Annotated in this window: 14 protein-coding genes; 8 read left to right on the forward strand and 6 right to left on the reverse strand. The window is 59.7% G+C overall.

The genetic code is table 11. The features are described 5' to 3' along the window. The first annotated feature begins 16 nt into the window (after positions 1–16). The 3 genes from P792_RS30555 to cyoD are packed head-to-tail and all read left to right on the forward strand — an operon-like array spanning position 17 to position 3047. The gene (locus P792_RS30555; protein ID WP_023979158.1) at positions 17–2080 is read left to right on the forward strand and encodes a cbb3-type cytochrome c oxidase subunit I; all 2064 of its coding nucleotides are present in this window, start codon (positions 17–19) and stop codon (positions 2078–2080) included. Next, entirely contained in the window at positions 2080–2733 is a 654-nt protein-coding gene (locus P792_RS30560; RefSeq protein WP_023979159.1) for a cytochrome (ubi)quinol oxidase subunit III, read from the forward strand. The genes P792_RS30555 and P792_RS30560 overlap by 1 nt, the downstream gene beginning before the upstream one ends. Beyond that, entirely contained in the window at positions 2730–3047 is a 318-nt protein-coding gene (gene cyoD / locus P792_RS30565) for a cytochrome o ubiquinol oxidase subunit IV (protein WP_023979160.1), read from the forward strand. The genes P792_RS30560 and cyoD overlap by 4 nt, the downstream gene beginning before the upstream one ends. Here the strand turns inward: cyoD and P792_RS30570 are convergent. The 4 genes from P792_RS30570 to P792_RS30585 all read right to left on the reverse strand — a co-directional run bounded on the left by P792_RS30570 (position 3044) and on the right by P792_RS30585 (position 10185). Then, positions 3044–5146, reverse strand: a complete 2103-nt coding sequence (locus tag P792_RS30570; protein ID WP_023979161.1) for a Hint domain-containing protein — start codon at positions 5144–5146, stop codon at positions 3044–3046. The two genes, cyoD and P792_RS30570, sit on opposite strands and share 4 nt — an antisense overlap. Positions 5147–5613: 467 nt before the next feature. Beyond that, complete coding sequence (locus P792_RS30575; protein ID WP_023979163.1) at positions 5614–6492, reverse strand: SDR family oxidoreductase; 879 nt, start codon at positions 6490–6492, stop codon at positions 5614–5616. Between the two features lie 181 nt (positions 6493–6673). After that, positions 6674–8296, reverse strand: coding sequence for an NAD(P)/FAD-dependent oxidoreductase (locus P792_RS30580; protein WP_023979164.1), 1623 nt, complete (start codon positions 8294–8296; stop codon positions 6674–6676). Between the two features lie 200 nt (positions 8297–8496). Continuing rightward, positions 8497–10185, reverse strand: a complete 1689-nt coding sequence (locus P792_RS30585; protein WP_023979165.1) for a M28 family metallopeptidase — start codon at positions 10183–10185, stop codon at positions 8497–8499. Between the two features lie 738 nt (positions 10186–10923). Between P792_RS30585 and P792_RS39685 the strand changes: the two genes are divergently transcribed. The 5 genes from P792_RS39685 (at position 10924) to P792_RS30605 (ending at position 15550) form a co-directional block, all read left to right on the forward strand. Then, on the forward strand, positions 10924–11088 hold the full coding sequence (locus P792_RS39685) for a hypothetical protein (RefSeq protein ID WP_369794243.1): 165 nt from the start codon (positions 10924–10926) through the stop codon (positions 11086–11088). Beyond that, the gene (locus tag P792_RS30590; protein ID WP_369794244.1) at positions 11079–11966 is read left to right on the forward strand and encodes a cation diffusion facilitator family transporter; all 888 of its coding nucleotides are present in this window, start codon (positions 11079–11081) and stop codon (positions 11964–11966) included. The genes P792_RS39685 and P792_RS30590 overlap by 10 nt, the downstream gene beginning before the upstream one ends. Beyond that, positions 11960–12859, forward strand: coding sequence for a cation diffusion facilitator family transporter (locus tag P792_RS30595; protein WP_023979167.1), 900 nt, complete (start codon positions 11960–11962; stop codon positions 12857–12859). The genes P792_RS30590 and P792_RS30595 overlap by 7 nt, the downstream gene beginning before the upstream one ends. Positions 12860–12999: 140 nt before the next feature. Next, on the forward strand, positions 13000–14436 hold the full coding sequence (locus P792_RS30600) for a chloride channel protein (RefSeq protein ID WP_035439999.1): 1437 nt from the start codon (positions 13000–13002) through the stop codon (positions 14434–14436). A gap of 118 nt (positions 14437–14554) precedes the next feature. Then, entirely contained in the window at positions 14555–15550 is a 996-nt protein-coding gene (locus tag P792_RS30605) for an LLM class flavin-dependent oxidoreductase (protein ID WP_023979169.1), read from the forward strand. A gap of 138 nt (positions 15551–15688) precedes the next feature. On the opposite strand, the gene P792_RS30610 is transcribed toward P792_RS30605, so the two are convergent. Further along, positions 15689–17521 carry a glycoside hydrolase family 15 protein gene (locus P792_RS30610; RefSeq protein ID WP_023979170.1) on the reverse strand — a complete coding sequence of 611 codons (1833 nt, stop codon included), beginning with the start codon at positions 17519–17521 and terminating at the stop codon, positions 15689–15691. A 111-nt stretch (positions 17522–17632) separates the two neighbouring features. Then, positions 17633–19159 (reverse strand): carbohydrate porin, encoded by a 1527-nt coding sequence (locus tag P792_RS30615; protein WP_152530217.1) that lies wholly within the window; start codon positions 19157–19159, stop codon positions 17633–17635. Positions 19160–19164 lie beyond the last annotated feature (5 nt).

Genomic DNA, 19164 nt, shown 5'->3' on the forward strand with positions numbered 1-19164 from the left:
TTCACGCAACGCCCCCATGACCGGAGACCCGCTTTTGCGCCATTTCCTTTTTGGTGAGCTCGGCTATGACGCCCTGCCATTTTATAGCGCAATCGCAACGGTTGCCGCGTCGGTGGTGTTGCTGGGGGCTTTGGCCGTGCTGGTCTTTGTCACCTGGCTGAAAGGCTGGAAGGCGCTCTGGACCGAATGGCTGACAAGCGTGGACCACAAGCGCATCGGCATCATGTATGTGGTGGTCTCATTCGTCATGCTGGCCCGTGCAGTGGTCGAGGCCGCTGTCATGCGATCGCAGCAGGCCGTGGCCTACAACAACCCCGGCTTCATTCCGCCGGAACATTTCGCCCAGCTGTTCACCACGCATGGCACGATCATGATTTTCTTCATGGCCATGCCGTTCCTGATTGGCGTGTACAACTTCGCCATGCCGCTCCAGATCGGCGCGCGGGATGTCTCCTTCCCCGCTATGAACTCCATCAGTCTGGGCCTGACCAGCGCGGGTGCGGTGCTGATGATGGTTTCGCTCTGCGTGGGCAAGTTCTCGACAGGAGGCTGGACCGGTTATCCCCCTTATACGGAGCTGTCATTCAGCCCCGGCGTGGGGGTCGATTACTGGATATGGGCGCTCACGCTCAGCTCCATTGGCAATACGATGACCGGCATCAATTTTGCCGTCACGATATACAAGAAGCGTGCGCCGGGCATGACCCTGTTTCGTATGCCGCTTTTTGCCTGGACGGCGCTGTGCATCTCGATCCTGATGATCTTTGCCATGCCGCCGCTTACGGTCGCGACACTCATGCTGGCGATGGACCGCTATTTGGGCATGCATTTTTTTACGAACGAGCTTGGCGGCAATATGATGAACTACATCAACATGTTCTGGCTGTTCGGTCACCCCGAGGTCTATATCCTCATTCTGCCCGCCTTTGGCGTCTATTCCGAAACCATCGCGACGTTCTCCAACAAGCGCCTGTACGGTTACACCTCGCTGGTCTGGGCCACGATCTCCATTGCCGTTCTGTCCTTCACGGTGTGGCTGCACCATTTCTTCACCATGGGGCAAGATGGAAACGTCAATGCGGTATTCGGCATTGCCACCATGCTGATTGCCATTCCGACCGGGGTGAAGGTGTATGACTGGCTGCTGACCATGGTGCGTGGGCGCATACGGACCAGTGTCCCGATGCTCTATGCCTGCGCCTTCATGGTGCTCTTTGTGGTCGGTGGCGCAACCGGTGTCATGCTCGCCAATCCGGGCTTCGATTATCAGGTGCACAACACCCTGTTTCTCGTCGCGCATTTTCATAACATGCTCATTCCCGGCCTGCTTTTCGGCATGCTGAGTGCCTATCACTACTGGTTCCCCAAGGCATTCGGGTTCCGGCTGCATGAAGGCTGGGGCCGGGTGATTTTCGGCTGTTGGGTCGGCGGCTTCATTCTGGCTTTCATGCCGCTCTATATTGTGGGTGCGCTTGGCATGCCGCGACGGAGCCAGGAGTTTTTCGAGGCAGTTTACCGTCCTTATCTCTGGGTCGCGCTTTGCGGCGCATTGCTCGTCCTGTGTGCGCTGGCCAGCATGGTCATTCAGCTCTGGACCAGCATCCGTGATCGCCAGCGCCTCGCCGTGCCGGCCGGCGATCCTTGGAATGGTCGCACCCTGGAATGGTCGGTGGCAGCACCGCCACCTGAATACAACTTTGCGCTTATTCCTCAGATCGACAGTGTCGATGCCTTTCATCAGGCGAAGAAGCAGCATACGGCGTGGCGCGCACCCGAGCATTATTACGATATCGAACTGCCTTCGAGCACGCCGGTCGGGTTTGTCTGCTGCGTGGCCAGTGGCGTGTTCGGCTTTGCGCTTGTCTGGCACATCTGGTGGGCGGTCCTTCTTGGCGCAGCGGTGTTTTTCGGGGCGATTATCGTACGCAGCTTCAACCGCAATACGTCCTACGTGATCCCGGCTGCGGAGATACGGGCGACCGAGGAACGCTGGCTGCTGACCCTGCGCGAAAGCCCGGCCATTTCCAATGATGCCATGTTTGCGACCGCCAATCGCGGTCTGGTCAGGGAGCCTGTCTGATGGCGGCGGATGTTCACGGCAAAGGGCCGAGCCATATCGGTATCCGTCTGAGCCATTCAGCACCGGAATCACACCAGGAAGCTGTGCGCTCCCAGGCCGAGGAAGCCCTGTTCGGGTTCTGGGTCTTTCTGATGAGCGACCTCATCATCTTTTCGATGCTCTTCGCCACCTATGCTACAATGGGGCATTCTCTCGCCGGTGGGCCCGGCCCGCATGAGTTGTTCGATCTCTCCTCCGCAGCGTGGGAGACCGTGGCTCTCCTTCTGAGCAGCTTCACCTGCGGTCTTGCCACGCTGGCCATGCGTTATGACCGCTCGACGGGCAAGACATTATTCTGGTTTGCAGTCACCCTGGCGCTGGGCATCGTGTTCCTGTCGCTGGAATTGCATGACTTCATCAGCATGGCGCAAAAAGGCGGTGTCCCGTCGCGATCCGGATGGCTCTCGGCAAGCTGGGCGCTGATCGGCACACATGGCCTGCATGTCACGAGTGGCTGCATCTGGATGCTGATCATGTTTGCGCAGGTCGCGAAATTCGGCCTCGATCCGCTGGTGCAGACACGCTTCATGCGCCTGGCCCTGTTCTGGCATTTTCTCGATATTGTCTGGATCGGGATCTTCTCGATCGTCTATCTGCTGGGAGCCCTGTCATGAGCGATCGTCATGCGCAGGAGCGCCGTCAGGAACTGCACGGCTACATCATCGGCCTGGCCCTTGCACTACTCCTGTCCGCCATACCTTTTGCGGGGGTCATGCTGGGACTGTTACCGCGCCCGAGCCTGATATGGATCATCGCCCTGCTGGGGCTCACTCAGGTCGTGGTGCATTTCCGGTTCTTCCTGCACATCGACCTGTCGCGCTCCCATCGTGACGACCTGCAGCTGATCCTGTTTTCGCTGCTGATCGTCATTCTGATGGTGGGTGGAACGTTATGGGTGCTCGGCAACCAGCGCCATATGATGGGCTAGGGCCGCCAGTCAGACAGCTCGTGCTTACGAATGACCTGCCTGTCGCAATACGGTCCGGCGGCGACAATGCGTACGCTCAGCAGTGCAGGATCGTCCTGCACGGGCAGGTCGAGCGGCAAGGTGGCGTGACCCAGCGTCCAGCGACAATCCCCGCCCTGTGCCCCGTCCCATCCCGGGAAGGCGTCCTGTTCCAGATGGGTCCGGATGTCATGCGTACCATCCGGGCGATAGAGCGTGATATCACCGACCAGCACACCGAGTTCGCGACGGTCATCGACGAAGGGCCCCAGCGTATCGAATGGTCGCGCAAGGCGTGACACAAGCCTGACGCGCTCTACCCCCGGCGGGAGAGCGAACAACACCTGATCGCCAGCACGTCGCCGCTGCTCGATACGTCGCCCGCCGTCAGTCACAAGATACAACCCGTGATCATGATCGAGAGCGTCTTTCGCTGTCCGTTCACTGCTGCACCGCGCCAGAAGAGCGTTGTATATCGGCTCGACAAAAGTCCGATCCACGCGCAAGGGCGCTGCCCCGTGAGACGCCCAGCTGCGATAGCGTGTCAGACCCTTGCCTTCGCGATCATGCAGCGGCGTGACGGTATCAAGATAGCTCTCGGTAAGAACGTTATTGGCGCAGATGATGCCATGTCGGGACAGTTCGACATGGTAATAATCATAGCTTTCGTATTCGCGCGCACAGCGAATGGACTGCCCGTTGACGAGCATCCGGGCCGGTATGAATCCGCCATCGAAATAAAGGCAATGCTCTGCCGTTACCAGCAGATCCCGGTCGGGTATGTTCTGCCCGAGACTATGAGCGCTGATCCGGAGCGGGAAACCGGCCATATCGTCATCATGCAGGTTCTCGACGATGGCGCCCGCTTTACAGACGCGTGAAACTGTCTCGACACAACGCACATCATCCCGATAGACCACGACTTCCTGTCCTGCCCTCAGGGCCTCGACGGTGCAGGGGCCTTGCGGCGTCTCGATCATGGCACCCGCAAGAAAGCAGGTTGTGGCGGTACCGCCGTAAATCGAGAGCTGGCCGCCGGACGTTACCACCGGATCAATGATCGTCGCGCCACTGCTGATAACAACAAGTGCCCCTGCCGAAATCGTCGGGTTGATGAGAGTCGCTCCATTGAGGGCGTAAACCGTATCAGCCGTGTAGCCGCTATTGAGAAAGATATTATTGACCGAACTTGCGCCCGCACTGTAGCGCACCGGGTTCGAATTCAGCAGGTTGCCACTCGTGATCCCGCCCCCATCGACATAGACATACCCGTTATTGATCTGGAAATTGAGCAGGGTTCCTCCGTTGAACACCGAGACGACAGGCGTCCCCCCCAGAACGAGCAGCCCGGACAGGGTCGCACCACTGGCAATATAAAGCGTGCCACCACTCAAACGGAGGGGAGCCTCGACAGCCGTACCGGCAGCGTTTTTGTAGATGGTCTTGCCGCCACTCAGCACCGCCGACCAGACACCTGTCACCGTTGTCACCCCGCTTGTGGGCATGACAGGCGCTGAGTTCACTGGCGTACCAACAATCGTACTGATGAAGGCCGAGCCACCCGGCTGAATATTCAGCCCTGAGACAACCGAACCCGCACTGAACGTGACAACCCCGCCGGACGACACGGTGACTCCATTGACCGTAGCACCTGAGTAGAAAATCATCGGGCCACCAGCAGATGTCGTGGCGTTGGTTACAATCGAACCTGCACTGAAATAGGCGGTATCGGCACCATAACCGCCACCAGCGTAATATGAGTCGCCAATCGACTGGGCGCCACTGAAGTAATAGGCCGGGTCGGAATTGAAAACGTTACCGCTGGTCGTAGCCCCCTGAAGCGCGGAGACATAACCGTTGGTGATGGTTGAGCTGAGCAATGTGCCGCCGGAGGACACAATGATGTTGGGGATATTGCCAGAATTGGACACACCGGCAGCGGTTGCACCACTTGTCACATAGAGTGTTGCCCCCCCGACAAGCTGTACCGGGCCTTCCTGGATCGTCGTGCCGCTTTGATAGACCGTCTCACCTTTGTCGTTCAAAACTGCAGACCAGGTTCCCGTGATGTTGGTGGCCACTCTCGCATTCCTTCAGCATCCGTGCCGCCTGCGACAACCATGACGCACGCAATCACACCGGGAAATTGGAGAATACGTCAAGACTTACACAAATACAGACATAAAGTATATAATATTATTACGCAGAGATAAAATATGAAGTAGAGATTATACCCCATACATACATCAACGGATTTGCATTGATTGCATTTTAACAGTCATTAATAATAACAAACAATTTATATGAGTTATCGTATCAAGTGCGTCAAATTATTATTTCTTATACTTATGAATGACTATGTTTGAACTGACCGTTCTCGATTAACTCATTATTTGGGAAGAGTTCCATATTCAGCCAGATAGGTCGCCTCTGCAAGCGCGGGCCGCTCGTCCAAGCTGCCAAACCGATCCTGATTACCTGCAAAAACACCCGATGCAGCGATCATACCACATCGGGTGTCAGTTCCTCGGTGGACTTATGCCCGACCTCAGAGTTGCGGCATGCCGCCATGCACCGGCAGCAGGGCTCCTGTCGTGTAGCTGTTATTCGGGTCTGCCAGATAGACATAGGCACCGGCCAATTCGGCCGGCTGGCCAGGACGCCCCATGGGGGCCTGCGAGCCGAAATCCTTATGCTGTTCGGGCGGCATCCCGGTTGCAATGAACGGTGTCCAGATCGGGCCGGGGAGTACTGCGTTTACGCGTATACCCTTCTCGACCAGGCTTCCGGCAAGCCCAACGGTGAAATTGGCAATTGCCGCCTTGGTCATAGAATAGGGAATGAGAATGGGCATCGGCGTGCGTGTGTTCACCGATGAGGTATTGATGATCGAGGCCCCCGGCTTCAGATGCGGCAGGGCAGCCTTGGTGATGTAGAACATCGCGTGGATATTGGTGTCGAAATGGCGGCGCCATTCCTCATCCTCAATATCAAGAAAATTCTCTCTTGGATGCTGGAAAGCGGCGTTATTGACCAGAATATCGAGCCCGCCGAAGGCCTCAACCGTTTGGCTCACCAGATGCTCGCAATGGGATTTTTCGCGGATATCGCCGGGCAGGAGCAGGCAACGACGACCGGCCTTCTCCACCGATTGCGCAATATCCTGCGCGTCCTGCTGTTCGGCTTCGAGATAAGACAGGGCAATGTCCGCCCCTTCCTTTGCATAGGCGACTGCCACGGCGCGCCCGATGCCGGAATCACCCCCTGTAATCAGGGCGACAAGACCGCTCAGGCGATTACTGCCCTGATAACTATCATCACCGTAATCGGGCTCGGGCTTCATCCTTGCGGAGACACCCGGAAATTCCTGCGGTTGCACCTCGAAAGGAGGGCGGGGATAACGCGTGCGGGGATCGATAAGGGTCATGATGGCTCAACTTCTCGAAAGATGATGAGCCTGCAACGACGGCCAAACGACGCGGTTCTGCCTATTTATTATCGCGCTGCCATGCAACTCGTGGGCCGGACCGCAGGCGCAGTGAAATTACCCCGCTCCATGCAGAGCAGATGCTACCCCTTCGTATGAGCGAATATGCCGCCGCCGAGACTCAGCCCTCGGCACTGGCCTTAGCGCCCTGATGATCCCCGATCACCCATTCGGCGGCGCGTATGCCATCGATACCCGCCGAAAGAATACCCCCGGCATAGCCTGCGCCCTCACCAGCCGGGAAAAGGCCGACCAGCCCGGGGCTCTGCCCCGTTTCGTCACGCGGCATCCGGATGGGCGACGAGGTACGTGTTTCCACGCCGGTCAGCACGGCATCGCCCATCGAGAACCCCTTGAGCTTGCGCTCGAAAGCCGGCAGCGCCTCGCGAATGGCCTCGACCGCGAAATCTGGCAGGCAAAGCGACAGATCCGTTGGTGTTACACCCGGTTTGTAGGAGGGCACGACCTCCCCCAGATGGGTCGAGGGGCGGTTGGCCAGAAAATCCTCAACGCGCTGGGCGGGCGCGCGATAATCCCTGCCACCCGCAACAAAGGCAGCCCGCTCCCAGTGGCGCTGGAACGCAACGCCGCCCAGCACATCCCCCGGATAGTCACGCTCGGGCGAGACATCCACCACAATTCCGGCATTGGCGTTACGCTCGGCGCGCGAATACTGGCTCATGCCATTTGTCACGACCTGCCCTGGTTCGGAAGTAGCGGCGACAACCGTGCCACCGGGGCACATGCAGAAGGAATAAACTGCCCGCCCGTTTTTTGCATGATGCACAAGCTTGTAGTCGGCAGCCCCCAGAAGCGGGTGGCCACCCTGGTCGCCAAAGCGTGCGCAATCGATCAGCGATTGCGGATGCTCGATACGCACCCCGATGGAGAATGGCTTGGGCACCATGGCCACGCCCGCATCCCGCAGCATCTCGAACGTATCACGCGCGCTGTGACCCACCGCCAGAATGGCGCGGTCGGTATCGAGCGTGCTGCCATCGGAAAGAACGAGCCCCGTCAGGCGTCGTGGTTCGCCCCCGGTACGCAGACCATCCACGCGCACGCCAAAGCGATACTCTCCCCCCAGACGCTCGATCTCGGCACGGATATGCTCCACCATTGAGACCAGCCTGAATGTCCCGATATGAGGTTTGGAAACGTAAAGGATTTCCTCCGGTGCGCCTGCCTTGACGAACTCTTCCATGACCTTGCGGCCCAGATGGCGAGGATCGCTCACACCGCTGTACAGCTTGCCATCCGAAAAAGTCCCTGCTCCACCTTCGCCGAACTGCACATTGCTTTCAGGAGTCAGTTCAGAGCGACGCCAAAGGGCAAACGTATCCACCGTGCGCTCACGCACGATCTTTCCGCGCTCGATAACGATGGGCTTGAGACCGGCCTGCGCCAGAACCAGCGCTGCCATCACACCGCAGGGCCCGGCGCCGATTACCACGGGACGAAGAGGGCCCGGTTCCGCCGAAAGCGCCTTGTAGCTTATCTCTGGTGTCGGCATCACCGAGACCGTGTTTTCATGGGCGGCGAGAACGGCGTCTTCATCCTCGACGGCGCAATCGATGCTGTATATGAGCATGATGCGCCCGCGCTTGCGGGCGTCATAGCCACGCCGGGCAATAGTGAATGCGGTCAATGCCTCGGATGGCACACAGAGACGCTGAAGAATGGCCTCGCGCAGGGCATCGTCTGAATGGTCGAGAGGGAGCCTGAGTTCTGTTAGCCGGATCATGTGGGCTGCAAGTCACGAACTGGGCGTGTCTTGTCAAGAAGAATAGCGCGATCTGCCCCGATCTGACGGGCTATACTGGCAGGACGAGGTCTGCTCTGCACAATGTCGCCTTGTGCCAGCGTCATCGGGATACGTACCCACTGCATTGCTGATAGCCCTATGGCAGGCAGGGCTGCGGCCGTTCCCGGCCTCCATACTCGTCAGAGCGCGGGGCGCTGCGACTCCGTGCGCTCACGGATCGCCTTGAATTCCGAACCCTGCTTCCAGCTTGGCCACATACGCGAAAAGGCCAGACTTCTGCCCACCTCGTAAAGCGCGGCGGCGTCCTCAGCCGCACCGCGCAGATCCCAGCTGGCGCTCCAGGCATCGCAGGGCTGATGATAGCAGGCCATATAGCCCTCAAGCCATTTGCGACCCGCTGGAACACCGCCGTTTACGAGGTCCGGGTATCCGGCCAGATCCATGATCGGCAGCACCGGCACACCGGCACGGGCAAAAGGCAGATGATCGGCGCGATAGAAGGCCCCGCGTTCAGGCAGGGCTTCGTTAACGGTCACACGCCCCTGCGCGGAAGCGATCGTCGCGAAGTCATCCTGCAGACTGTCCTGCCCGGCCCCTACGAGGAAGGCATTGCGCGACAGCCCACCCATTTGCAGCACGTCGATGGTGAAATTCGCAACCGTCTTGGGCAGAGAGATGAGGGGATGCTCGACATACCAGGTCGACCCCAGAAGCCCACGCTCCTCAGCCGTCCAGGCGCTGAAGAGAATCGTCCGCTCCGGCTGAGGGCCGGATTTGAAGGCACGGGCAATTTCCATGACCGCCGCAATGCCCGAAGCGTCGTCGATGGCACCGCGCCGTATCAAGGCCTCGCCATTGGGGCCGCGGCTTTTGCCGAACGCATCCCAATGCGCACCGTAAACGATCGTCTCGTCAGGATGCGTGCTGCCCGGAAGCTTGGCTAGAACATTCCGGCTTTGCAGATGCGACGTGGTGACATCCAGCGTCGTGGTCATGGTGACACCCGGCAGGGTGACAGGCGTGAAATCGGTGCGACGTGCCTGCACGCTCAGCTTGTCCAGATCGAGACCCGCACGAGCAAACAGGTCACGGGCGGCCTGCCCCTCCAGCCAGCCTTTAACGACCAGCGATTCCGCCTTGCCCTTGCGCTCGAGATCGAAGGCCTCTCCGCCCGCCGCAATGACGGTGCTCCACGGATAGGAAGCGGCCTCTGTATCATGGATGATCAGCGCGCCAACGGCGCCTCTGCGGGCCGCTTCCTCGTATTTGTAGGTCCAGCGACCGTAATAGGTCATGGTCCGACCGCCGAAACGACCATGCACGGGCTCATCCGCCATAGCCTTGAAGTCAGGATCGTTGATCAGGATGACCGCAATCTTGCCCTTGAGATCGACATTCTTGAAATCATCCCAGTCGCGGGCCGGTGTAGTGACGCCATACCCGACAAACACGAGCGGTGCGTCCGTAATGCGTATCTGGGACGACGGTGTCCCGGTGGTGAGATAAATCTGTTCCGATTGATGGAAATCGAGCCCTTCCGCCCCACCAGTCTTAAAATGAACCAGGGAGTCGGGCGCGATCCGCGTGTGGATCATCGGGACTTCCTGGGTCCAGCTCCCGTTATCCCCCGCTGGCTCCAGACCAATCGCCTGAAACTGGGAGACGATATAATTGACCGTTCGGATCGCCCCCATCGTGCCAGGTGCACGTCCCTCGAACGGATCTGAGGCAAGCGTACGAATCACATCCGACATGCGGCCGGGCTCCATCGGCGCATAGACCAGCGGTTCAGCTGCACGGGCTGGCATTCCGGTCAGAACCGTTCCGATAATGAGGGCTGCAACGGAAGGGCGTAGCGATCGCATCATGTTTTCCTTGCTTTTATGGGACGCGATAACGTCTCGGTCACGCTGTTCCGCTGAAAGCGGTACAGTAGTGATAGGGGGATGAGCGGCAGTTCCGCTCCGGATCCTGTGTTTTATTTCCGCCAGAGAGGACGCATCGCCCTTCCGGGAGTGAAGAGATCCGGCTGAAGCCGGACATGGAAACTGTGACGCCGCAGCCCCTTGGCGCATCTGCCCGACGGACGACCGGAACTTGCCGCGCACGGCCGGGACTGTCCTTTCGGAAGCTGGAAGACCCGAGGCGCAAACTCGGAAAAGCTGAGAGACCTTCACCAAAATACCCAATAACGTTAAAAGCTCATTAACGGCCAGTAGCCCAACTCCGTGCCACGCATACCACCCCAATAAAGCCGATAATTCAATAACGAAATTGAATGATTCGATGACAAACCCTTTCTGGACGGAATAACCACCCGAATCATTCACTTTCCATTCTATTCTTTTATCAGAAACCGGGCACATACATGTCGTTAAACAATCGATGCATTACAATTTGACTAAGTGTTTCATAGTAACGATTTTAGAATTACGTTAACTTTTGAGACAGAATCGCCCATATTGTGCGCCGCCCGTCATTTCTCGCTCACAGTCCGGCTTCGCCTTGGCGGGTATCGTGTCGATGCCCTATATGATCCCTGACCAGCACAATCCCTGTGGCAATTTCTTTCGAGAGCAATTTCATGGCCGAACACGCCTGCGACCATGCCCACCACCATGATCATGACCCGCATGGACATGACGCAGATACGCATGAACACGGTCATGACGATCACGAAACACATGGGCATGGGCATGGGCATGGGGGACACCACCATGTTCATGAGCCCGCAAGTTACGGCAGTGCATTCCTTCTGGGGATGGCGCTGAACATTGCCTATATCGTTGCCGAGACCATCTGGGGATTATTGGCTCATTCCCTCTCGCTCCTTTCGGATGCCGGGCACAATCTATCCGATGTGCTCGGGCTCGGGGCGGCATGGCTTGCCCATAGTCTGGCCCGGCGTGCGCCGACCACGCGCTTTACCTATGGGCTCAAGCGCTCCACCATTCTCTCGGCCCTTGGCAATGCGGTACTGCTGCTGCTGGTAACCGGCGGCATCATCTGGGAGGCTATCACGCGGCTTGTCGCGCCGGGAGAAGTTGCCGGGCGCGTGGTCATGCTGGTGGCGTTCGGGGGGATTCTGGTCAATGGCGCGACAGCCCTGCTTTTCATGCGGGGCGGCAAGGATGATCTCAATCTGCGCGGGGCCTTCCTGCATATGGCCGCCGATGCACTCATGTCCTTTGCTGTGGTCATTACGGGTTTCGTCATCATGATGACGGGCTGGACCATTCTCGACCCCACCGTGAGCCTGCTGGTCTGTGTCTCCATCATCATCGGTACGTGGTCACTCCTGCGCGCCTCACTCGATATGGCACTCGATGGCGTGCCCGAGCAGATCCGGCTGGATGAGGTCGAAGCCGGCCTGCTGGGGCTGCCCGACGTTGAGGGCCTCCATCACCTGCATGTCTGGTCGCTCAGCACGACTGAAACCGCGTTGACCGTTCATCTTGTCAGCGATGCCGACGCCACGAGGCAGGCTGGTATCCTGCGGGAGGCAACCACCATGCTCGCCAGGCGCTTCAGGATCGGCCATGCGACCTTTCAGATCGAGGCCGCCGGATCACCTTTCCCCTGTAGCCCTCATGATCACGGGACGACATGCGGCGACAATCCTGCCTGCCAGGGTGCCGTTTCATGCTGAAGCAGCCCGAAAAGATCGTTTTCGGCTGGTTCTCGCTGCTCGTCAGCCTCGTTGCTCTCGGGCTGAAATACGTGGCCTGGCGCGTCAGTGGCAGTTCTGCCCTGCTGTCGGACGCGCTTGAGACGATCATCAATGTTGCTGCCGCTCTGGGGGCTCTGTGGGCACTGAAAGTGGCGCAGCGACCGGCGGATGAGAACCATACATACGGGCATGACAAGGCCGAATATCTTTCTGCCGTCAGCGAGGCTGTTCTGGTGGTGCTCACCGCCATAGGGATCGCCTGGGTCGCGTGGCAGAGCTGGTGGGCGCCCAATCATGATCTTGCCCCGTGGCGTGGCATCGTGTTCAACGCGCTTGGCGGTGTGGTCAATCTGGTCTGGGGGCTCGTTCTGGTGCGTCAGGGCCGCATGCGCCGCTCGCCCGCCCTTACAGCCAATGGTCGCCATGTCATTTCCGATGTCTGGACCACAGTCGTCCTGGTGATTGGCATCGCGCTCATTCCGCTCACCGGCTACACGCGCCTCGATGCCATTCTTTCGGCCCTTGTGGCCGTGAACGTCCTGCGCGTCGGATTCGACATGATGAAGCAATCCATCGCCGGTCTGATGGACGAAGCGCCGGACACGGACACACTCCAGATGATCCGCGCAGTCATCTCTGAACATGCCAGCGGTGCGATCGAGGCCCATGACATCCGGGTACGTACCGCAGGCAGTGTCAGCTTCATCGAATTTCATCTGGTGGTGCCTGGCACCATGACGGTATCGGACTCGCATGATATCTGCGACCGGGTCGAACACGCCTTGCGCCGTCATATCGGACGCGCCCTTATCCATATCCATGTCGAGCCTGAAGAAAAGGCCAAGCAGACCGGCATCCCGGTGCTGGCCTGAAACGATGAATGGGCGAACCAGAAAAGGCGCCGCCCGTTACGTTTTTTCGTGACAAGAGTTTCTTGACCAGTTGCCTGGGGTGCTGGCAGGAGCGTTCCTCATCGGTCGGGGCTTCCTGACCCTCAGCCAGGCGAGAACCTATGCGCCCCAGCACCGCTTTGCGGCAAAAGAACCGGATTCTGCATCTGCGCCGCTCTGCGCGCCGAACCACCACGCAATGGCGACGCACCCTCACCTACTGGCTGGGCGCCGTTCTGGTTGGCGTTGTGGCTGTCGCTTTCGCTGGTACGGCGGACTGGGCCGCACGCGCCCGAGGCCGTCTGCTGCACTGGGATCCCTATGTCATGCTGGTGGTCGTACCCGCGGGTCTGGCCCTTTCAACCTGGCTCACCCGTCGCTTTTTTGCAGGTGCGCAAGGCAGCGGCATTCCTCAGACCATCGCCACACTGCATATCGAGAATTTCTCGATCGTTAATCGTGTTCTCTCGCTGCGCATCGCCTTCGCCAAGATCATCCTTACCTGTTTTGGCCTGCTCGTTGGCGCATCCATCGGCCGCGAGGGCCCTACGGTGCAGGTTGGCGCCGCGATCATGCACGGCTTTTCGCGGTTGCTTGGCATCTCGAACGTGGCAGCCCGTCGCGGCGCCATTCTTGCTGGCGGTGCCGCCGGTGTCTCGGCTGCCTTCAATACGCCTCTGGCAGGGATTGTTTTTGCCATTGAGGAACTCTCGCACTCCTTCGAGCAGAAAACATCGGGCACCATGCTGACCGGTGTTGTGCTCTCCGGTGTGACGGCCATCGCTCTCGTGGGCAATTACTCGTATTTCGGGCATACGGATGTCGATGTCCCTATTGGCACAGCCTGGATTGCGGTGCTGACCTGCGGCATCGTAGGGGGGATTGCGGGCGGAACATTCTCGGCCCTGCTCATCCGCTTCTCCAAAGGCCTGCCAGGGCGCATCGGGGCGCTGATCAAGGCACGACCAGTTGCCTTCGCGGCGTTGTGCGGTCTGGTTCTGGCACTGCTTGGGCTGGTATCGCACGGCGCGACCTACGGCACAGGCTATACCCAGGCACGCGCGATCATTGACGGCTCAGAGCATTATCCGGCGTCGTTCTTCGTGCTGAAATTCATCGCGACCGTCGTGTCCTATTGCTCGGGTATTCCGGGCGGCCTCTTTGCCCCTTCCCTGTCCGTTGGTGCCGGAATCGGCGGCTGGATCGCACAATATCTGCCCCATACGACAGCCGGCGCCGTGGTGCTGCTGGGTACGGTGGCCTATTTCTCTGCCGTGGTGCAGGCTCCGCTGACAGCGACGGTCATTGTCATGGAGATGTGCGACAACCAGCAGGTGACGCTTGCCCTGATGGCCACGTCCTTTCTCGCTTTCGGTGTCTCGCGCATGATCTGCAAGCACGCGCTTTATGGCGCGCTGGCCGACCGCTTTATGGAGGCAGCGCATAGCGCCGCCCCTGCCCCGATCTATACGCGTAGCAGCCCCAACCCCAGCCCTGCCATCGAGACTCTGGTCGAGGAAAGCGACCGGAAACCGGACGACAAGCCCCACGAAGCCTGATCCAAGGCCGCATTTCGGCGATTACGCGCCCCGCGATTGATCTGATACACCGCGAGGCTGCACCCCCGGATCACTCCGGGGGCTTTCAGAGCGCCAGACAGCATCCCATATCGGGATCATGACACCGCTCTCAGTACTCGATCTCTCCTTCATCCGCGCAGACGGCACGGTTCGGGATGCTCTCCTTGAGTCCCGCAATCAGGCAGTCCACGCGGAGGCCCTTGGCTTTCATCGCTACTGGGTGGCCGAGCATCATGCCATGCCCGGCATAGCCTCAGCGGCCACAAGTGTTGTGATCGGCCATCTGGCCGCAGCCACGCGAACAATGCGTATTGGGGCGGGGGGCATCATGCTGCCCAACCACGCGCCGCTCGTCATTGCCGAGCAATTTGGCACGCTTGAGGCGCTCTTTCCCGGGCGCATCGATCTGGGGCTTGGCCGGGCACCGGGATCCGATCAGCGCACCATGCGCGCGCTGAGGCGTCATATCGACCACGCCGAACGCTTCCCCGATGATGTGCTCGAGCTCATGGCCTATCTCTCGCCAGCAGGCAGCGCCAATGGCGTGGTGGCTACGCCGGGCGCTGGAGCGAACGTGCCGGTCTGGCTACTGGGGTCATCGCTGTTCTCGGCGCAGCTTGCTGCGGCGCTGGGGCTGCCTTTCGCCTTTGCATCGCATTTTGCGCCGCAGATGATGGAGCAGGCGATCGCGCTTTATCGTCGCGACTTCCAGCCTTCGGCCCATCTGGCCGCACCCTATGTAATGCTTGCGGTCAACGTGATTGCCGCCGACACAGCAGAAGAAGCCGATTACCTTGCTACGTCACGGCGCCTGTTCGTGGCAGCCCTGCGTCAGGGGAAACCCGGACGCATCCTGCCCCCTGTCCCGCCAGAAGATCTCCCCTGGCCTCGAGAGGTCAGTGCACAACTCGATACGATGCAGGGCACCAGCCTGATTGGCACAGGCGAGCAGTTGGCTGAGGGCATGGAGCGATTCATGGCCCGCCATGCGCCCGATGAACTGATGATCAGCGCGCCAATCTATGCCCCCGCAGCCCGTCTGCACGCACTGACACTTGCCCGCGAGGCGTGGAGCCTTACGGGGCGCGGCTGATTCTCCCCTGAACGCGGTCAGTCCTAAATTGCGTGCACTATGCCTGGTAACGGACCGACAGGATGCGAGGCCGTGAGAATGAGCCGTCCAGCCCTGATCGGAACGTGAACGGCCCATCCAATCGGTGAAGTGCCCGCCTTACGACAGATCGAAAGCCTTCATCCTGTTGCCTGCGAGCGCACAGGCTGCGTGGATGACGCCGAGATGGCTCAGCCCCTGCGGCGTGTTGCCCAGATACATTCCCGTCTCAGGGTTGATCATCTCGGCCATGATGCCGGTATTACTTGGCAGGCGTTCGAGGAAACTGGCGTAGAGCCTTTCGGCCTCATCTTTCTCCCCCAGAAGATACAGCGCCTCGACCATCCAGCAGCTACAGGCCAGAAAGGCGCCCTCCTCCTCACGCATGCCGGTATAGCGGAACAGGAATGGCCCGTGGCCAAGCTCCTCTCGTATTGCACGCAGGGTCGAGAGCATACGATCACGCCTGTCCAGACCAAAGGGCACGGCAAGCGCGATCGATGCGTCCAGACCGTCCGATCCGGGGTAGAAGAGATAGGCCTTGCGCCTGTCGCACCAGCACTCACGGTCGATCCATTCCAGGATACGCTCTTTCTCACGCGCCCAGCGCGGCGCGCGGTCCTTGGCCAGATGCCCACGCTCAGCCATCTGGCATGCGCGATCCAATGCCTGCCAGCAGCTGATCTTGGACATGGTATAGTGCTGGTCCTCGGTCAGCTCCCAGATCCCGGCGTCTTTCTGGCGCCAGTGATCGGCGCAGCGATCGGCAAGATCGGCCAGAAGCACGGCGGTCTTCTGGTCGAGCAGGTTGCCACGTGAGACGAACAAGGCTGCCGTCTCGAAGATATCGCCGTAGATCCCATGCTGATGCTGGCCCGCCGCGCGGTTGCCGCTCACGACAGGCTTGATGCCGCGATAACCCTCGACCTCATCATAGACAATCTCGTCATCGACACTCTGCCCCGAGAGGCCATACATCACCATCGGGCCTGACTCGCCGAGGTGATGCACGAGCCAGGCCAGTGCGGCCTTGACCTCTGCCACCGCGCCAAGCCGCAGGAAGGCATTCGCCACATAGGCGGCATCGCGTATCCAGGCGTAACGGTAATCCCAGTTCTTGCCGTCCTTCAGACGCTCGGGCAGCGAGGTGGTGGCTGCCGCCGCAATAGCCCCGCTCGATGAATAAAGCAGCAGTTTGAGTGCCAGCGCGCTGCGCCGGACCTGCTCACGATAGGGGCCGTCATAATGGAGCGTGTTGGCCCAGCTGCGCCAAGCCTCATCGCTGGTCTCGATACGCCCGTCGATCTCCTCAACACTCGGCACGGCAAGAGGCTCGTTTTCGGTGGCGACCAGCGCAACGAGGGCATGGGTTTTCTCACCCACCACGATCTCGGCCTCGATGGCCTCATCCTCTTCGCGGAGGATGCGCATGTTGGGCGTGTGCACCATATGGGCGAGCACAGACCCCACATGGAAGATATTGCCGTTCTGTGTGGTCTGGATCCAGGGCGCGACAGTGCCACAGCGCGTGCCGAGCCTGAAACGCACGATGAATGTCATGCGCCCCGTCAAACCCTCGATACGCCGTGCAAATTCGGTCCAGGGCAGACGCCCGGCGAAGGTACTGTTGAGCGACTCTGTAAGCCTGGCCGAGCCCGTCTCGGTTTCGATCAGGGTTTCGAGAACGTTGCTGTCCTCACGATAGCGCCGCGTGGCTTTATAGGCGCCGACAGGGCGTATCTGGAAGAAGCCGCCCGCACGATGCAGGAGACGATCGAACATCGGAGGCGAGTCGATATTGGGAACGCAGAGCCAGTCCACACTGCCATCCGGCGCCAGAAGCGCCACACAACGGCCGTCGCCAAGGGCTGCATAATCCTCGATTGGCCAGAACCCGTCGAGGGGCCCTGCGGGAGAGAGCTCCCTGGCCAGTGCGGGAAGGTCGTGCGTCATGGGCGCTTCTCTCTCGATCATGCTGAGCTGACAGGCCGCGGCGATGGCTAGGCAGTCTCGTCGGGCCATTGCAACAATCGAGAGAGGGGCAAGGTTGCCCCGCGGTATTTTTCAGAAGATTTCTATGTGGCTCTTGAAGCCCAGCATGGCCTGATCGCGCAGCTGTTTCTGGGCACCCGGATTGAAATAATACTGGAAGTCAGGCGCGAAGGTAACACCGCGCAGCACATGGATCTGATACATCGCTTCCACCACATACGCGCTGGTCTGCGGGAACAGCGAACCATTGGGCAAAGGCAGGCCCTGCGCTGCGTACAGACGCTGGGAGCGCGTCAGATCATCCGACACATGTGTCCATGAAAAATTCACACCGACCGCATCGAGCGGGCGCGACTTCCAGAAACCGCGATCGAGCACACCGAACGAAAGCTGATCGGCGCGCGTCTGTGTCTGGGCCTTGTTGAAATAGGCGGCCCCGATCAGGGTCACACCAGCATCAGGGGCCTGGCCGGGATGATGATAGACCATCTGGTCAACCAGCCCCCAGGCGGCCCAGGCACCATGCACATCGCGTGGCTTGAGCCCGCTCAGGGCGAAGGGATTGCCGTTGCCGTCGTAGTAATTGTCCTTGTGGTCTGCCGTGTCATAGGCGAAGCCCGCCTTGTAATGGCCCGGCAGGGAATGATCATGGCCGAAACGCGGCTCCCAGATGAACTCGACCGGCATGGCCTCGCCATCGATCGTCGCGCCATTGAACTTGAAGCCCGTGCGCATCTGGGCATTGCCGTAAATGGCCTGTGTCTGGGTGAAATAGACACCGAACTGGAAGATCGTGTTGTCGGTCGGTCTCAGGCGGAAGCGGGCTGCCCAGTTGGCGTCGGGATAAGAGGCATGGGCGGTGTTATCGCTCGACGCTTTCGGATTGCCGCAGAACGCATTGTTCATGAAGTTGCAGTAGAGCGGGTTGGCCGAGAAATCTGACAGGAAGGACATGCGCCCCGCTGCGACATCGAAGCGGTCGTTGAACATGGTCTCTTCGCCATAGGCGTAAACAAGGTGGACGAATACGTTACCACCGCCGCCATAGATTTCCTGACTGGGGTTCAGATTGTCCCCGAACATGCGGCTGGCGGGAATACCGTAACGCCCGACAATCACGTCATGGGTGGAGAAGCCGGTCCAGCCTGCCAGACGCTCCCAGTCGATATCGTTTTCCATCGAATACTGACCGGCATTGCTGGCGCCTTGGCGCAGACCGAGGCCTTTTGTCGGGGCATTGAGCATGCCTGACATTTCGTTCGTATTGTCGAGCAGGATCGCTATACCGCGTTCACGCAACCAGGCATTGATGCCCAGAGGATTGACGAAAATTGCCTCCGGCTTGGGCAGAGGGGCGACCGTCGTGTCCTTGTGCAACTCCGACAGCGATGTCTGGGTCAGGGCAGAGGGCTGCTGCCCTGCATTGACCGCACCGAGCCCGGCCGGTGCAGGAACGGCGTTCGCCGCCACGGCGGGGCCGGTCTGTGCGGATGCTACGGCCGTTGTCGACTGCTGTGCGTGAGCCACGGGGGTCAGGCAGGAAACGGCAAGGCAGGCGGAAAAGAAGCGCAGGACGGTAGAAGACAATGTCTGGCTCAAGCTCC

The organism is Asaia sp. SF2.1 (assembly GCF_000505765.1).
GTDB classification, from domain to species: Bacteria; Pseudomonadota; Alphaproteobacteria; order Acetobacterales; family Acetobacteraceae; genus Asaia; species Asaia bogorensis.